The following is a 13,478-nucleotide window of genomic DNA, read 5'->3' on the forward strand; positions in this document are numbered from 1 at the left end:
GTTCCGGCGGCCCGAGGATGTCGCGGCGCTGACAGCTTTTTGATGGGCGAGGGCGCCGCTTACATCACGGGGACCGTGCTGCCCGTCGATGGCGGCCTGACCGCCATGATGGGTGTCCACCGGTCCTGACCGGTGGCCCCGCCGACCGGGACCATCCTGACGATGCGCGCCAGCTTCGCCCTATCCGCCGCCTTCTGCTGTGCGGCCGTCCTGATCCCGGGCCACGCCCGGGCGGAGCCGCAGGTCTACCGGATCTCCGGCCTGCCGCCGGGCGAGCCGCTCAGCATCCGCGCCGAGCCGGATCCGTCCGCCGAGCAGATCGGCGAGATCCGCACGCGTGCCCTGGTCTTCGGCTGCACCAACGACACGCCGAGCCGCACCACGTGGTGCCGGGTGAAGGCCGGACGGGTCCTGGGCTGGGCGCGGCGGCGATATCTGGCGCCGGAGTGATGAGAGAGACGATGAAAGCCCTGCAGCTGTTCGGCGACCGCGACCTGCGCCTGACCGAGATCGAGCCGCCGCCCGCACCGGGCGCCGACGAGGTCCGGATCCGCATCCGCGCCGTCGGCCTCAATTTCATCGATGTCTGGGGCTTCCGCGGCATGGCCTTCGCCAAGCGGAAGATGCCGCTTATCGTCGGCGCGGAAGCGGCCGGGATCGTCGAGTCGGTCGGAGCGGGGGTCACCGGCCTCGCGGCCGGGGACCGGGTCGTGCCCTACGGGGCGATGACCTGCGGCCGATGCCGGGCCTGCCGCGAGGGGCGCGACAACCTCTGCGAGGACGTGTCCGGGGTGATGGGCTTCCATCTCGACGGCTTCGCCCGGGAGTTGGTCACCCTGCCGGCCCGCCTCGTCGTGAAGGTGCCGGACGGGGTCAGCGACACCGACGCCGCCTGTGCGGGCATCGCCTTTGGCACGGTCCAGCACATGCTGTTCGACAATGCCCGGCTGGAGCCCGGCGAGAGCGTGCTGGTCCATGCCGGCGGCTCTGGCATCGGCACCGGGGCGATCCGCATGGCCAAGGCGATCGGCTGCACCGTCTACACGACCGTCGGCGACGACGAGAAGGGCCGCAAGGCCGCGGAACTCGGCGCCGACCACGTCATCAACTACCGCACCGAGCGCTTCGAGGGCGAGGTCCGCCGGCTGACGAAGCGCAAGGGCGTCGACGTGGTGTTCGAGCATGTCGGCGCCGACACCTGGAACGGCTCCCTGCTCTGTCTGAAGCGCGGCGGCCGCCTCGTGACCTGCGGGTCGACCTCGGGTGTCTCGACCACCATGAACCTGATGCAGCTGTTTCAGCAGCAATACCGCATCACCGGCTCCTTCGGCTGCTCGCTCGCCAATATCGGTCAGTCGCTCGCGAAGATGGAAGCCGGCATCCGGCCGGTCGTCGACACGGTGTACCCGCTCGCCGATTTCGCGCAGGGTCTGGAGCGGCTCGAATCGCGCCGGGTGTTCGGCAAGATCCTCGTCAGCCTGTAGCGCCGACGGCGTCGCGCCCCTCGGGCGCTGCAATGTCTCCGGGTGTCGCGATCAGCATTTCGCGCCGCGAGAGACTTGGCGTAAACGTCGCCGTACGGGTCGCTGGGGGGGCGCCCGGACCGTATCCCTGGAATCGATTGTGCTGCGTCTCGCCCTCCTGCTGAAACGATCGTACCCGCGCCTCGCGGGCTTCGCCATGGTCCCGGTGATCCGGGCCCTGGTCCTTCTGGCGCGCCTCCTCGGGCCGGTGCGGTCCACGGCATTCGCGGCGCTGCTGCTGCGCACCCTCGGACCGCTCCTGCCGGCGCACCGCACCGCGATGGCGAATCTGCGGGCGGCGTTCCCCGACATGCCGGACGCGGAGCGGAGACGGATCGCCCTGGAGGCCTGGGACAATCTCGGGCGGACGGGGGCCGAGTACGCCCATCTCGACACCCTGTTCGATTACGATCCCGCCGCGACGGGCCCGATGCGGACCGAGGTGTCGGGTATCGAGCACTTCTACGCCCTGCGCGACGACGGCGAGCCGGGTCTCATCTTCTCGGCGCATCTGGCGAACTGGGAGCTGCCGGCGATCTGCGCGGCCCGGTTCGGCCTGGACGCTACCGCGGTCTTCCGCCCGCCCAACAATCCGGCCGCGGCGCGCCTGGTCCAGGAGGTCCGGCGCAAGACGATGGGCGGCTTGGCCGCATCTACGCCGGGGGCCGTCTTCGCCATGCGCGACGTGGTCGAGAATGGCGGCCATCTGGGCCAGCTCATCGATCAGCATTTCACCCGCGGCGTCGTGGTGAACTTCCTCGGCCGGCCCTGCCTCGCCAACCCGCTGCTCGCCAAGCTCGCCCGCCATTACGACTGCCCGGTCCATGGCGTGCGCGTCGTGCGCCTGCCGGAGGGCCGCTTCCGCCTCGACCTGACCCCGCCCCTCGACCTGCCCCGGGCCGCCGACGGGACCATCGACGTGGCCGGCGCCATGCAGGCGATGACAGCCGTCGTGGAGGGCTGGGTGCGCGAAAATCCCGGACAGTGGCTGTGGATGCATCGCCGCTGGCGGCCCGACATGCTGCCGAGGGCAAGAGTGACGTCGGCGCTATCTCAACCGACGGTAGAGGCTTCTCAAGCCAACGTGATTTCACCTTCGGCCTCCCAGACGGTCTGATGGATCGATGACGCCCCGGCCCCGCGCCCCGATCCGCGACCGCCGCGCGCTCCGCGCCGCCGTGTTGGCCTGCGCGGCGCTCGCCGCCATGCCGGCGCGGGCCGAGCCGGTCCGGGCCGTGGTGGAATTGTTCACCAGCCAGGGATGCGGCGCCTGCCGGGCCGCGGATCCGGTTCTGCGCGATCTGGCCCGCAAGCCCGGCGTCGTCGCCCTGACCCTGCCGGTGACCTACTGGGACTATCTCGGCTGGAAGGACACGCTGGCGCTGCGGCCGTTGACCGAACGCCAGCGGGCCTACGCCCGGGGCCGGGGGGCGCGGCAAGTCTTCACACCGCAAGTGGTGGTTGACGGCAACGGGTTCGCCGTGGGCTCGGACCGACCGGCCCTGGACCGGCTGATCCGCGAGGCCTGCCAGCACGGCGGGCTGCCGGTCCCGGTGCGGGGGGAGATGAAGGGCGACCGGATCCTGGTGGAGGTCGGGGCGGCCCCGGAGGCCAAGACCGAGATCCGCGGCGATGTCTGGCTCGTGCCGGTGCTGCGCAGCCGCGCCATCGCGATCCAGGCCGGGGAGAATGGCGGCCGGACGGCGACCTACGTGAACGTCGTGCGGGGCATGCAGCGCCTCGGCCACTGGACGGGCCAGCCAATCAGTTTCGAGGTGTCCGATGCCCAGGCCCACATCGCCGACGCGGACAGCTGGGTCGTCCTCCTGCAGGGCGCGGCCGATGGCAGGCCGGGCCGCATCTTCGGCGCCGCGAAGGGACCCGGGCTGTAGCGCCCGGGTGCCGGCTACGCCTATTTCAGCGAGATCGGGTCGATCTGTCGGCGGCCTTCGCGCTCGTGGCGCGCCCGGGACTCGCGCGCCAGCGCCGCGAGCCGGCGGTCGAGCCGGTCGGACAGGCGGCCCACCAGCCCGATCGCGCCGTCGATCGTCCGGCTGACGAGCGCGACGGTACCGGTGACGGCTCCGACGATCCCGCTCTCGATGGCGCGACCGATTCGGCGAACAAGCTTCATGTCGACGGACTCTGGAAAGGCGGCGCCATCAGCGCCTCGATCCGCGGCAGGTAGGGCAGCGCGTTGGGAGCGTGATGCGGCGGAAAGCGGCGCAGATCCGCGTGCCGGGGGCGGAACTTTTCCGCGACGCGGCCCCCATTTGCGCAGTGCGGCCGGACGGCCTGAACCGGCGGGGTGGCAGGCTCGTTGCAGAGGTGTGAGCGTCCGCCGTTCCGCACAGGCGCTTGCCATCGAGGGTCGACCATGCGGCGACGCCCGTTCCTGTCCGGGATGCTTGCCGCCCTTTCGCTGGCCGGTCGCCGCGCCCATGCGGCCGATCCGGGGGTGGACCTCCTCCTCGTCCTGGCGGCGGACGTGTCGCTCAGCATCAGCGCGGCCCGGTTCGAACTCGAGCGCAGGGGCTACGCGGAGGCCTTCGCGGATCCGCGCGTGCTCCGCGCCATCGGCGAGGGCCCGACCGGCCGCATCGGTGTCGCCCTGTTCGACTGGGCCGGCCCCGGCGAGCAGCAGGTGGCGGTCGACTGGATGGTGATCGGCTCGGCCGGCGATGCGGCCGCCTTCGCCGCCCGTCTGCTGACCGTACCGCGCCCGTTCTATGGCCGCACCGCCATCGGCTCGGCGATCGCCTTCGCCACCGATCTGCTGGCGCGGGCGCCGTTCCGCGCCGACCGGCGGGTGATCGACATCTCGGGCGACGGCACCGGCAATGCCGGGCGCTCCATCGCGGAGGCCCGGGACGCCGCCGTGGCATCCGGCATCACGGTGAACGGCATCGTGATCCTCAGCGATCCCGAGGGCATGCCGGACTTTCTGAAGGAACACACCAACCCGTCGGGCGGTCTGGCGGCGTATTACCGGGCCGTCGTCATCGGCGGCGAGGGCGCCTTCGTGATGACCGCCGAGAGCTTCGCGGCCTTCGGCCGCGCGCTCATCGCCAAGCTCGTGCGCGAGATCGCCTGACCGTCACCCGGATCCCAGAGGACCCACCATCGATGCGCCTCGCCGTCCTCCAGTTCACGCACGAGACCGTGACGTTCCTGCCGAACGACACGACCCGGGACGACTTCATTTATCCCGGTTCGCCGGCGGCCGGAGACGCGCTGCTCGCCACCGATCCCAAGGGCTACATGGGCGGCTTCGTGCAGGTAGCGCGGGAATACGACGGCGTCGCGCTGGTCGGCATCACCTCGCCGCTCTGGCCGCGCACCGGCACGGCCTCCGGCTGGATCACTGCGGACGCTTACGCGCAATTCCTCGGCCGGATGATCTCGGAGTTGCGGGCGACGGGTCCGTTCGACGGCGTCTACCTCGCGCTGCACGGCGCGATGGCGGTGCGCGGCGTTCCCCGGCCCGAGGCCGACATCGCCCGGCAGGTCCGCGCGGCGGTGGGCGACGCGGCGGTTCTCGTCGGGACCTTCGATCTGCACGGGAACGAGGATCAGGCCTTCCTCGACCATGCCGACCTGGCTTTCGCGGTGAAGTATTTCCCGCATTACGACGGCCACCTCCAGGGCCAGCGGGCCGCCCGGATGCTGGTCCGTACCGTGCGCGGCGATTACCGGCCGGCGCATCGGACCCTCAAGGTGCCGATCCTGTCACCCACCGTGGTCCAATGGACCGGTGCCACGCCCTGGGCCGACCTCGTGCAGCGCGCCCTCGTCTGGGAGGCGCGCGAGCCGGACGTGTTCGTCAACGTCTTCTTCGGCTTCCCGTGGGGCGATGCTCCGGATGGCGGGATGACCGTGCAGGCGATCACCAACGGCGATCCGGACCTCGCCGACCGCGTGGCGCGGGACGTCGCGGATTTCGCGTGGCGGCAGCGGCGTTCGCTGCTCGAGGCGACGCGGATCCATACGATCGCCGACGGCGTGCGCCTCGCCCGGGCGGCGGTCGCGGAGGGCGCCGTTCCGGTCGTCCTCGCCGACCACAGCGACCGGTCCGGCCGGGGGACCTGGCTGCTTAGCGAGATCCTCCGGCAAGGTCTCACCCGCACCCTGGTCGCCACCGTCGCGTCGCCCGCGGTCCTGGCGGCGGCGCGGGAGATCGCGGTGGGCGACCCGTTCGACGCGCCGGTCGGCGGCGGCGGCGACCCGTCCGCGGGCGATCCGGTGCGGATCACCGGAACCGTGCTGCGCGTCGTCGCGGCACCGGAGCCCGGTGTCGCCGGCAGCGGCGGTGGCGGCGGAACCTGGATCTGCGTCGCCTTCGGAGGCGGCAACGTGCTCGTCCTGAGCCCGCAGCTCGCGCAGATCGTCGACCCGGAGGAGCTGTGGCGTCTCGGCCTGGAGCCGGCCGATTTCGACGTCGTGGCGATCAAGTCGCGGGTGCATTTCCGGCGCGGCTTCGACGACAGCGGCTACGCCCGCACGATCCTGCTGGTGGAGCCCCCGGAGCCGTTCCTCGGGACGGTGCGGCTCGATCATCTCCCCTACGCGCAGATGCGGGCGGCCGACTTCTATCCCTACGGCGATCGGCCCGGCCCGGTCCCGTCGGATCGTTGACCGAGCCCTCGGGGACGACAGGTGGCGTCCGCCGTCACCCCCGGGTGCTCGCCCTGCACGTCCGAGACCGCTAGGTTCATCCCGCACGGGCTCGGTGAAGCGCGGCGAGGGAGGAACGGAATGCGGATTTCGGCCGACAGGCTGTCCGCCTTTGTGCGGGACATCTTCGTGCGCGAGGGCTGCGCCGAGCCGGAGGCCGAACGGATCGGCCGGTTCCTGGTGGCGGCCAACCTCACCGGCCACGACAGCCACGGGGTCGTCCGCGTCACCCGCTACGTCGAATGGCTGCGCGCGGGCGAGGTCGAGGCCGGCCGCACGCCCGAGATCGTCACCGACGCGCCGAACTTCGCCCTCGTGGACGCCCATTACGGATTCGGTCAGACGGCCGGCCCCGTCGCCGTCGATCTCGGGATCGCCAAGGCGCGGGAGAACGGTGTCGCGATCATTGCCCTGCGGCATGCCGGGCATATCGGCCGGATCGGCGAGTGGGCCGAGCGGGCGGCGGCCGCGGGGCTCGTCTCGGTGCATTTCGTCAACGTGGCGGGCAGCCTCCTCGTGGCGCCCTTCGGCTCGGTGGAGCGCCGGTTCTCGACGGCGCCGTTCGCCGCCGGCTTCCCGGTTCCGGATTCCGAGCCGATCATCCTCGACTTCGCCACCTCGCTGGTGGCCGAGGGCAAGGTGCTCGTCGCGTCCCGGGGCGGCAAGCCGCTGCCGGAGGGCGCGCTGATCGAGCCCGACGGCCGCCTGAGCGCCGATCCGGCGACGCTGTTCGGACCGCTGGAGGGCGTCGAGCGCGACAACCAGCGCGGCGCCGGGGCGATCCGGGGCTTCGGCGAGCACAAGGGATCCGGCCTCGCGCTGATGTGCGAGCTGCTCGCCGGCGCGCTCACCGGCTCCGGAACCGCCGGCCCCGGGCAGCGGCGGATCTGCAACGGCATGCTGTCGATCTACGTCACGCCCGCCGCCCTCGGCACCGAGGATGTGCTCGCCGCCGAGACACGGGCCTATCTCGATTTCTTCAAGAGCGCCAAGCCGATGCCCGGCGCCGAGGTTCTGCTGCCGGGCGAGCCGGAGCGGCGGATGCGCGCCGAACGCCTCGCCGAGGGCGTGCCGCTGCCCGCGCTCGTCTGGGAAACCCTCCTGGCCGCCGGCCGGCCGCACGGCCTCGACGGGAACGCCTACCGCGACTGAGCCGGACAAGGCCCGGCGCGACACCACGATCGGCGGCGACCCCCGGCCAAAACGGGGGCGCCGCACGGCCCGGGGACGCCATCCCCGGCATTCGGGAGGAGAACGCGATGCCTCGTTTGCGCTGGCTCATGATCGGCCTCTGCATGGCCGCCAACGCGATCAATTACATCGACCGCGCCAATCTCGCGGTCGCGGCGCCGTCCATGTCCAAGGAACTGGGGCTCGACGCCACCGATATGGGCCTGATCCTGTCGGGCTTCTTCTGGACCTACGCGATCATGCAGCTGCCCTTCGGCTACGTGGCCGACCGGGTCGGCGCCCGGCTCTCGCTGGTGGTCGCGGTGGTCTGGTGGTCGGCCTGCACGGCGCTGACCGCGGCCGGACGGGGCTTCCTGTCGCTGCTCGGCCTGCGCATGCTGCTCGGCATCGGCGAGGCCGGGGCCTATCCGTCCTTCGCCAAGGTCGCGGCCTCGTGGTTTCCCCGCGGCGAGCGCAGCTTCGCCAGCAGCATCTTCGACAGCGGCTCCCGGGTAGGCTCGGCGCTGGCGATCCCGCTGGTCTCCTGGGTGATCGCGACGCTCGGCTGGCGGGAATCCTTCATCGTCACCGGCGTGCTGGGCTTCGTCTGGGCGGTGTTCTGGATGTGGCTCTACCGCGAGCCGGAGAACCACCCGAAGGTCTCGCCGGAGGAACTGGCCCGGCTCCGAGCCGCGCAGGACCGGCCGAAGACCGTCGATGCCGCCGACGCCCAGAATCAGGTGCCGTGGCTGTCGCTGTTCCGGTACCGCACCGTCTGGGGGATGATGGCAGGATTCTTCTGCCTGAACTTCGTGATCTACTTCTTCATCACGTGGTTTCCGACCTATCTGGTCAAGGCGCGCGGCTTCTCACTGGCCGAACTCGGCACGCTGGGCAGCCTGCCGGCCCTGGCGTCGATCCCCGCGGGCTGGCTCGGCGGCTTCGCGTCGGACGCGCTCTACCGCCGCGGCTGGAGCCTCACCGCGGCCCGCAAGACCTGCCTCGTCGGCGGCATGCTGATGTCGTCGGTGATCACGCTGTCGATCATAGCCCCGAACGTCTACGTGGCTCTGCTGTGCTTCGCGGTCGCCTATGGCAGCCTCGCCTTCACGGCGGCGTCGATCTGGGCGCTGCCCGGCGACGTGGCGCCGACCCCGGCCCACGTGGCCTCGATCGGGGGCATCCAGAACTTCGCCTCGAACGTCGCGGGGATCGTGACCACGACCTTCACGGGCATCATGCTGACCGTCACCCAGGGCTCGTTCGTGATCCCCCTCATCGTGGCCGGCGGGTTCTGCCTGCTGGGCGCCTTCATCTACCTGTTCGTGGTCGGCGAGATCGCGCCGCTTCCGGTCCGCGACTCCCGCGTCCCGGCCCTGCGTCCCGAGGCGGCGCGGTGACGGCGACCGGCCCCACCGAATCCCAGGAGAGACCGATGTCCACCTATCCCGTGATCACCCTCCGGCCGGCCGACGGCGTGGCCGTGGCGCGCGGCGCCATCGAGCCGGGCACCCCGGTCGCCGACGGCGTGACGGCCGCGGAGCGGATCCCGGCCGGCCACAAGGTCGCGGTCAGGGGTCACCGCAGCGGCGAGCCGGTGACCAAGTACGGCCAGATCATCGGCTTCGCGAAGGAGGACATCGCAGCCGGCCGGCACGTCCACGTCCACAATCTCGGGATGGGGGAATTCGCCCGGGACTACGCGTTCGGCGTCGACGCCAAGCCGACGCGGCTCGTGACGCCGGCGGCGACCTTCCAGGGCATCCGCCGCCCCGACGGGCGCGTGGCTACCCGCAACTACGTCGGCATCCTCACCTCGGTGAATTGCAGCGCGCACGTGGCCGACCTGATCGCCGACGCGTTCCGCCGTCACCCGATCCTCGGCCTCGACCCGCTCGCTCCCTATCCCAATGTCGACGGCGTCGTGGCGCTGACCCACAAGACCGGCTGCGGCATGGCGATGGGCGAGCCGCTGCGGCTCCTGCGGCGGACGCTCGCGGGCTACGCGCGGCACATCAACTTCTCGCACATCGTGATGATCGGGCTCGGCTGCGAGGTGAACCAGATCGGCGCGTTCCTGGAGGAGCAGGGGCTCGGCGACCGGATCCGCAGCATGAACATCCAGAGCCTCGGGGGCACGCGGAAGACCGTCGAGGCCGGCATCGACTTCGTGAAGGGGATTCTGGCCGAGGCGAACGTGGTTCACCGTGAGCCGGTGCCGGCGAGCGAACTGATCGTCGCCCTGCAATGCGGCGGCTCGGACGGATATTCCGGCGTCTCGGCGAATCCGGCTCTGGGGATCGCCAGCGACCTCGTGGTGCAGAACGGCGGCACGGTGATCCTGTCGGAGACCACCGAGACCTACGGGGCCGAGCACCTGTTCACCCGCCGTGCCGTCAGTCCGGATGTGGGCCAGAAGCTCGTCGACCTGATGCACTGGTGGGAGGACTACACCCGCAAGGAGGGATCGGAGATCGACGCGAACCCGTCGCCGGGCAACAAGGCCGGCGGCCTGACCACGATCCTGGAAAAGTCGCTGGGCGCCATGGCGAAGGCGGGCAGCACCAACCTCGTCGACGTGCTGCGCTACGCCGATCCCGTCACCGCCAAGGGCTTCGTGTTCATGGACACGCCCGGCTACGATCCGGTCTCGGCCACCGGGCAGGTGGCGGGCGGGGCGAATCTCGTCTGCTTCACCACCGGGCGCGGCAGCGTATTCGGCTGCAAGCCGTCGCCGTCGATCAAGATCGCCACGAACTCGGCCATGTACCGGCGGCTCGAGGAGGACATGGACGTCAATTGCGGCACGATCCTCGACGGCGAAGAGAGCGTGGAGCAGGCCGGGCGCCGGATCTTCGACCTGATCCTCCGGGTCGCGAGCGGGGAGCGGACGAAGAGCGAGCAGTTCGATTTCGGCTCCTCGGAATTCGCCCCCTGGCAGATCGGCGCGACCGTGTGAGCCCTGGGCCGCTCGCATCGGATCGAGCGCTGCGCCAGTCCTAAGCGCCGGTTAGAGATCCGTCCGCGTCACATGCGGAAAGCCCAGGATGAAGTCGGCGCCGAAGGCGGTGACGGGCGTGTGGAAGCCCGGCGCGACCTGTCCCGCGGCGACGCGCCGGGCGATCTCCAGGGCGGTCCAGACCGTCAGCGTGTAGCCCTCGGCGGTCTCCATCCGGCTCGCCGCGCGGCGGCCGGCGCCGTCCCAGGCTTCCGCCAGGAAGGTGCTGCGGGCTTTTTCCCGCGCGGCGGCGGACGGGCCGGCGGGCAGCCGGTCGATGCCGCGGTTGATCAGGCGCTGCGCGGTTTCGCCTGCGATGATCCGCCGGATTCCGGCGGGCAGACCGGCCACCGCCGCCATGGCGGGGAAGGCCTCGAAGTAGACGTCGATGTTCGGTACCCCGGTCGAGTACCACGCGCTGGACACGTCGCCCCAGCCGAGCCCCACGGTCCGGCGCGGGCCGGCGCCGAAATCGGCGGTGCCGCGGGGCGGGCTCGGCAGCTCGACGATGCGTCCGTCCCGGCGCACCCGCGTCCCCCAGGCGATGCCCTCCACCATGGTGCGGGCGGTGCCGCGGCTGAAGCCGCCGAACCCGCCGATGGAGATGCGCAGATGCGTCGCGCCGGGCAGGCGCCCGGCCACGTGGGCAGCGAGGCAATCGCTCGGCACCACATCGAAGCCCGCGGCCGGCAGGAGGACAAGGCCGGCCGCCTTCGCCGCCGCATCCTGCGCGGCGAGCGCCTCCAGCACCGCGATCTCGCCGGTGATGTCGACGTAATGCGCGCCCGCGGCGAGGCAGGCCTCCACCATCGGCCGCGCCGTCTTCGAGAACGGGCCCGCCGCGTGGATCACCGCCGCCACCCCTGCGAGCGCGGCGCGCAGGCCGTCGGCATCGTCGAGGCGTGCGACCCGCATCTCCAGACCGAGCCGGGACGCAAGCGGCCGCAGCGTGTGCGCGTCACGCCCCGCCAGGATCGGATACAGGCCCTGCCCGACGGCATGCGCGGCCAGGAGCTGGCCGGTATAGCCGGTGGCGCCGTAGATCAGGATCGCGGTCATGCGGGGCTTCTGCCACCGCTTCCGCAGGTGTCAAAGCGCGCGCCGAACGGCGTTCGCCGATGGTAGGGACGGACACATCGAATCGCGACACGGCGGGCGGTCCCGGATGTCGGACCCGCCGCCATCGGGAGAAGCGGCACCATGTTCAAGCGAACCGTCCGGCCGAGCGCACGGCGAACCCGCGGCAGGGCTGCGGGTTGGACCGCGGTCCTCCTGGCTTTGACCACACCCGCCTGGGCCGCCGACGGACCCGTGGTCCTGAAGGCGCCGGCCGACCTGATTCCCGGCCTCGCGGCCATGCCGCAGATCGCTGCGCCGGCCGACGACGCCGAGCGGCGGATCAACGCGGCGGTGAAGCGCCTCGACACGAAGGCCCTCGCGGCGGCGCGGGACTGCAAGGCGCAGGATGGGAAGAACGGCTCCTGGGAGCGGACCGTCGAGACCCCGATGCGCGGCCCGCGTTTCCTGAGCTTCGTGATCTCCGACAGCATGTATTGCGGAGGCGCGCATCCGAACTCCAGCACGATGTCGATCGTCTACGACCTCACGACCGGCGCCCCCGTGGATTGGACCACCCTGCTGCCCGCATCCCTGACCGGCACGCTCGCCCTCGCCGAGGGCGCGGGCGGCACCAAGATGGTGACGCTCGCCTCCAAGACGCTGCACGAACTCTACCTCGCGGGCTATCGGCCGAGGACGGGCGATCCGAAGTCCGTCGACGCGGACAAGGAATGCCGCGAGGCGGTCACCGAGACCTACGACGGCCAGCCACCGGCCATGATGGCGTGGCTCGACACCAAGGCCGGAGGCCTCGCGGTGCAGTTCGACCTGGCGCACGTCGTCCAGGCCTGCGCCGATCCGGTGGTGATCCCCACCGCCACCCTGCGCCGCAAGGGCGCCCAGCCCCTCCTCACCGAGGCGATCGAGGCCGCCCACGCCCAAGCCATGAAGTGACGGGATCGCGCGACGGACCGTTTCGCGTCCCGCGGCCTCAGGTCGGGCCGGGCGGTGCGGCCGGCCGGTCCGCGAGCGCCGCCAGGACCCGCCGGCCATAGGCGGTGGTCGCGAGGCTGGCTCGGAGTTCGCGAGACAGGGCGTCCGGGCCGAGGTGGCAATCGAGATCGGGCCGCGCGGCGAACCCATCGAGTTCCTCGCGGATGAGCACGGCGAAGTCGGCGGGATCCAGCAACCCCTCGGCGGCATCGAGGACACCGTGTTCCTCGAGGAAGCCTCCGCCCAGGCTGATCACGCCGTCCCTGTACCGGATCAGCGCAAAATAGACGCCGAACCCGATCATGGCCCGGTCCCGCCAGCCCGTCGCGGCGATGTAGGTCTGCATCATTACCGTGGTGGAGTAGTCCTCGTGCTCCCCGTCGCGCTGGGCGAGATAGTCACGAAACACGTCGTGGGCCGCCGGATCGAGATGGAGCAGCGCCTGCATCGCCGGCGCCAGCGCTCCCTGGTTGTCATCGGGCCCCCAGATCTGCCGGTACAGGTTCTTGGCGGCCACGAGTGCGGGCTGGACTTCGAGATAGGTTGTCAGGAGCTCACGCAGCCCGGGCGCCACCGCAATGCGCTCGCGCGCGATCCGCGCGAAGAAGGCCGGCTCCGTCATCGCCTTCCCGCCGACCCTGAAGGTCAGCGCCAGGGCGTCGCTCCGCAGAAGAGCGGCCAGATCCGTCCGGATCTGACCTGTGAGCCAGCCCAACGATTCCGCGATGGCCGCAGCCGAGAAATCCGCCACGGTGACCACCGGTAGCGAGCGCGCCAGGAAGCGCCCGACCGCCGACGCGCTCGGCCCCGCCGACGCCAGAGGGCGATACCCGTCCTCGTCCTGCGCGATCAGCCGCGCGGGTCCCGAATCGGCGCACCAGGGTCGCGGAATGAAGACGGCGTCGCTGTAGAAGCGGATCTCGACCCTCTCGGCATCGGCCACGTCGCCGAATGTGGAAACGGCCTTGGCGCCCGCATAGCGGCCGAACGCGAAGACGGGCGAGCGGGCGCCGTCCAGGCCGATGCACTGGAACTCTGTTTCTGATCCCAGAAGAACCCGA

12 protein-coding genes and 2 pseudogenes are annotated in these 13,478 nt (G+C 71.2%); 11 read left to right on the forward strand and 3 right to left on the reverse strand.

All coding sequences use genetic code 11. The annotated features are described in order from the left end of the window. From I53_RS35190 to I53_RS17175, 5 genes and pseudogenes are all read left to right on the forward strand, one after another. A pseudogene (locus I53_RS35190) lies at positions 1 to 129 on the forward strand (SDR family oxidoreductase); the annotation flags it as partial. Positions 130 to 132: 3 nt separating this feature from the next. Then, positions 133 to 450 (forward strand): SH3 domain-containing protein, encoded by a 318-nt coding sequence (locus I53_RS17160; protein ID WP_083936091.1) that lies wholly within the window; start codon positions 133 to 135, stop codon positions 448 to 450. 11 nt (positions 451 to 461) lie between these two features. Next, positions 462 to 1,484: a zinc-binding dehydrogenase gene (locus tag I53_RS17165; RefSeq protein WP_043352778.1), complete on the forward strand. Its 1,023-nt coding sequence runs from the start codon at positions 462 to 464 to the stop codon at positions 1,482 to 1,484. Between the two features lie 139 nt (positions 1,485 to 1,623). Next, complete coding sequence (locus tag I53_RS17170; protein WP_043352780.1) at positions 1,624 to 2,640, forward strand: lipid A biosynthesis lauroyl acyltransferase; 1,017 nt, start codon at positions 1,624 to 1,626, stop codon at positions 2,638 to 2,640. Positions 2,641 to 2,647: 7 nt separating this feature from the next. Next, positions 2,648 to 3,415, forward strand: a complete 768-nt coding sequence (locus I53_RS17175; RefSeq protein WP_051044855.1) for a DUF1223 domain-containing protein — start codon at positions 2,648 to 2,650, stop codon at positions 3,413 to 3,415. Between the two features lie 20 nt (positions 3,416 to 3,435). On the opposite strand, the gene I53_RS17180 is transcribed toward I53_RS17175, so the two are convergent. After that, positions 3,436 to 3,657, reverse strand: coding sequence for a hypothetical protein (locus I53_RS17180; protein WP_043352783.1), 222 nt, complete (start codon positions 3,655 to 3,657; stop codon positions 3,436 to 3,438). A 243-nt stretch (positions 3,658 to 3,900) separates the two neighbouring features. Here I53_RS17180 and I53_RS17185 point away from each other — a divergent pair, with 243 nt between their 5' ends. The 5 genes from I53_RS17185 (at position 3,901) to I53_RS17205 (ending at position 10,326) form a co-directional block, all read left to right on the forward strand. Continuing rightward, complete coding sequence (locus I53_RS17185; RefSeq protein ID WP_043352785.1) at positions 3,901 to 4,617, forward strand: DUF1194 domain-containing protein; 717 nt, start codon at positions 3,901 to 3,903, stop codon at positions 4,615 to 4,617. Positions 4,618 to 4,649: 32 nt separating this feature from the next. Next, the gene (locus tag I53_RS17190; protein WP_043352788.1) at positions 4,650 to 6,158 is read left to right on the forward strand and encodes a M81 family metallopeptidase; all 1,509 of its coding nucleotides are present in this window, start codon (positions 4,650 to 4,652) and stop codon (positions 6,156 to 6,158) included. Positions 6,159 to 6,278: 120 nt separating this feature from the next. Then, the gene (locus tag I53_RS17195; protein WP_043352790.1) at positions 6,279 to 7,349 is read left to right on the forward strand and encodes a malate/lactate/ureidoglycolate dehydrogenase; all 1,071 of its coding nucleotides are present in this window, start codon (positions 6,279 to 6,281) and stop codon (positions 7,347 to 7,349) included. A 107-nt stretch (positions 7,350 to 7,456) separates the two neighbouring features. Further along, complete coding sequence (locus I53_RS17200) at positions 7,457 to 8,767, forward strand: MFS transporter (protein ID WP_043352792.1); 1,311 nt, start codon at positions 7,457 to 7,459, stop codon at positions 8,765 to 8,767. A 35-nt stretch (positions 8,768 to 8,802) separates the two neighbouring features. Continuing rightward, positions 8,803 to 10,326 carry an altronate dehydratase family protein gene (locus I53_RS17205; RefSeq protein ID WP_043352793.1) on the forward strand — a complete coding sequence of 508 codons (1,524 nt, stop codon included), beginning with the start codon at positions 8,803 to 8,805 and terminating at the stop codon, positions 10,324 to 10,326. Positions 10,327 to 10,377: 51 nt separating this feature from the next. Here I53_RS17205 and I53_RS17210 read toward each other — a convergent pair whose 3' ends face one another. Beyond that, positions 10,378 to 11,424: a saccharopine dehydrogenase NADP-binding domain-containing protein gene (locus I53_RS17210; protein ID WP_043352795.1), complete on the reverse strand. Its 1,047-nt coding sequence runs from the start codon at positions 11,422 to 11,424 to the stop codon at positions 10,378 to 10,380. 141 nt (positions 11,425 to 11,565) lie between these two features. Between I53_RS17210 and I53_RS17215 the strand changes: the two genes are divergently transcribed. After that, entirely contained in the window at positions 11,566 to 12,378 is an 813-nt protein-coding gene (locus tag I53_RS17215; protein WP_043352797.1) for a hypothetical protein, read from the forward strand. 37 nt (positions 12,379 to 12,415) lie between these two features. Here I53_RS17215 and I53_RS17220 read toward each other — a convergent pair. After that, positions 12,416 to 13,478 (reverse strand): annotated as a pseudogene (locus tag I53_RS17220) (hypothetical protein); the annotation flags it as partial.

It is taken from the genome of Methylobacterium sp. B1 (genome assembly GCF_000333255.1).
Lineage (GTDB): Bacteria > Pseudomonadota > Alphaproteobacteria > Rhizobiales > Beijerinckiaceae > Methylobacterium > Methylobacterium fujisawaense.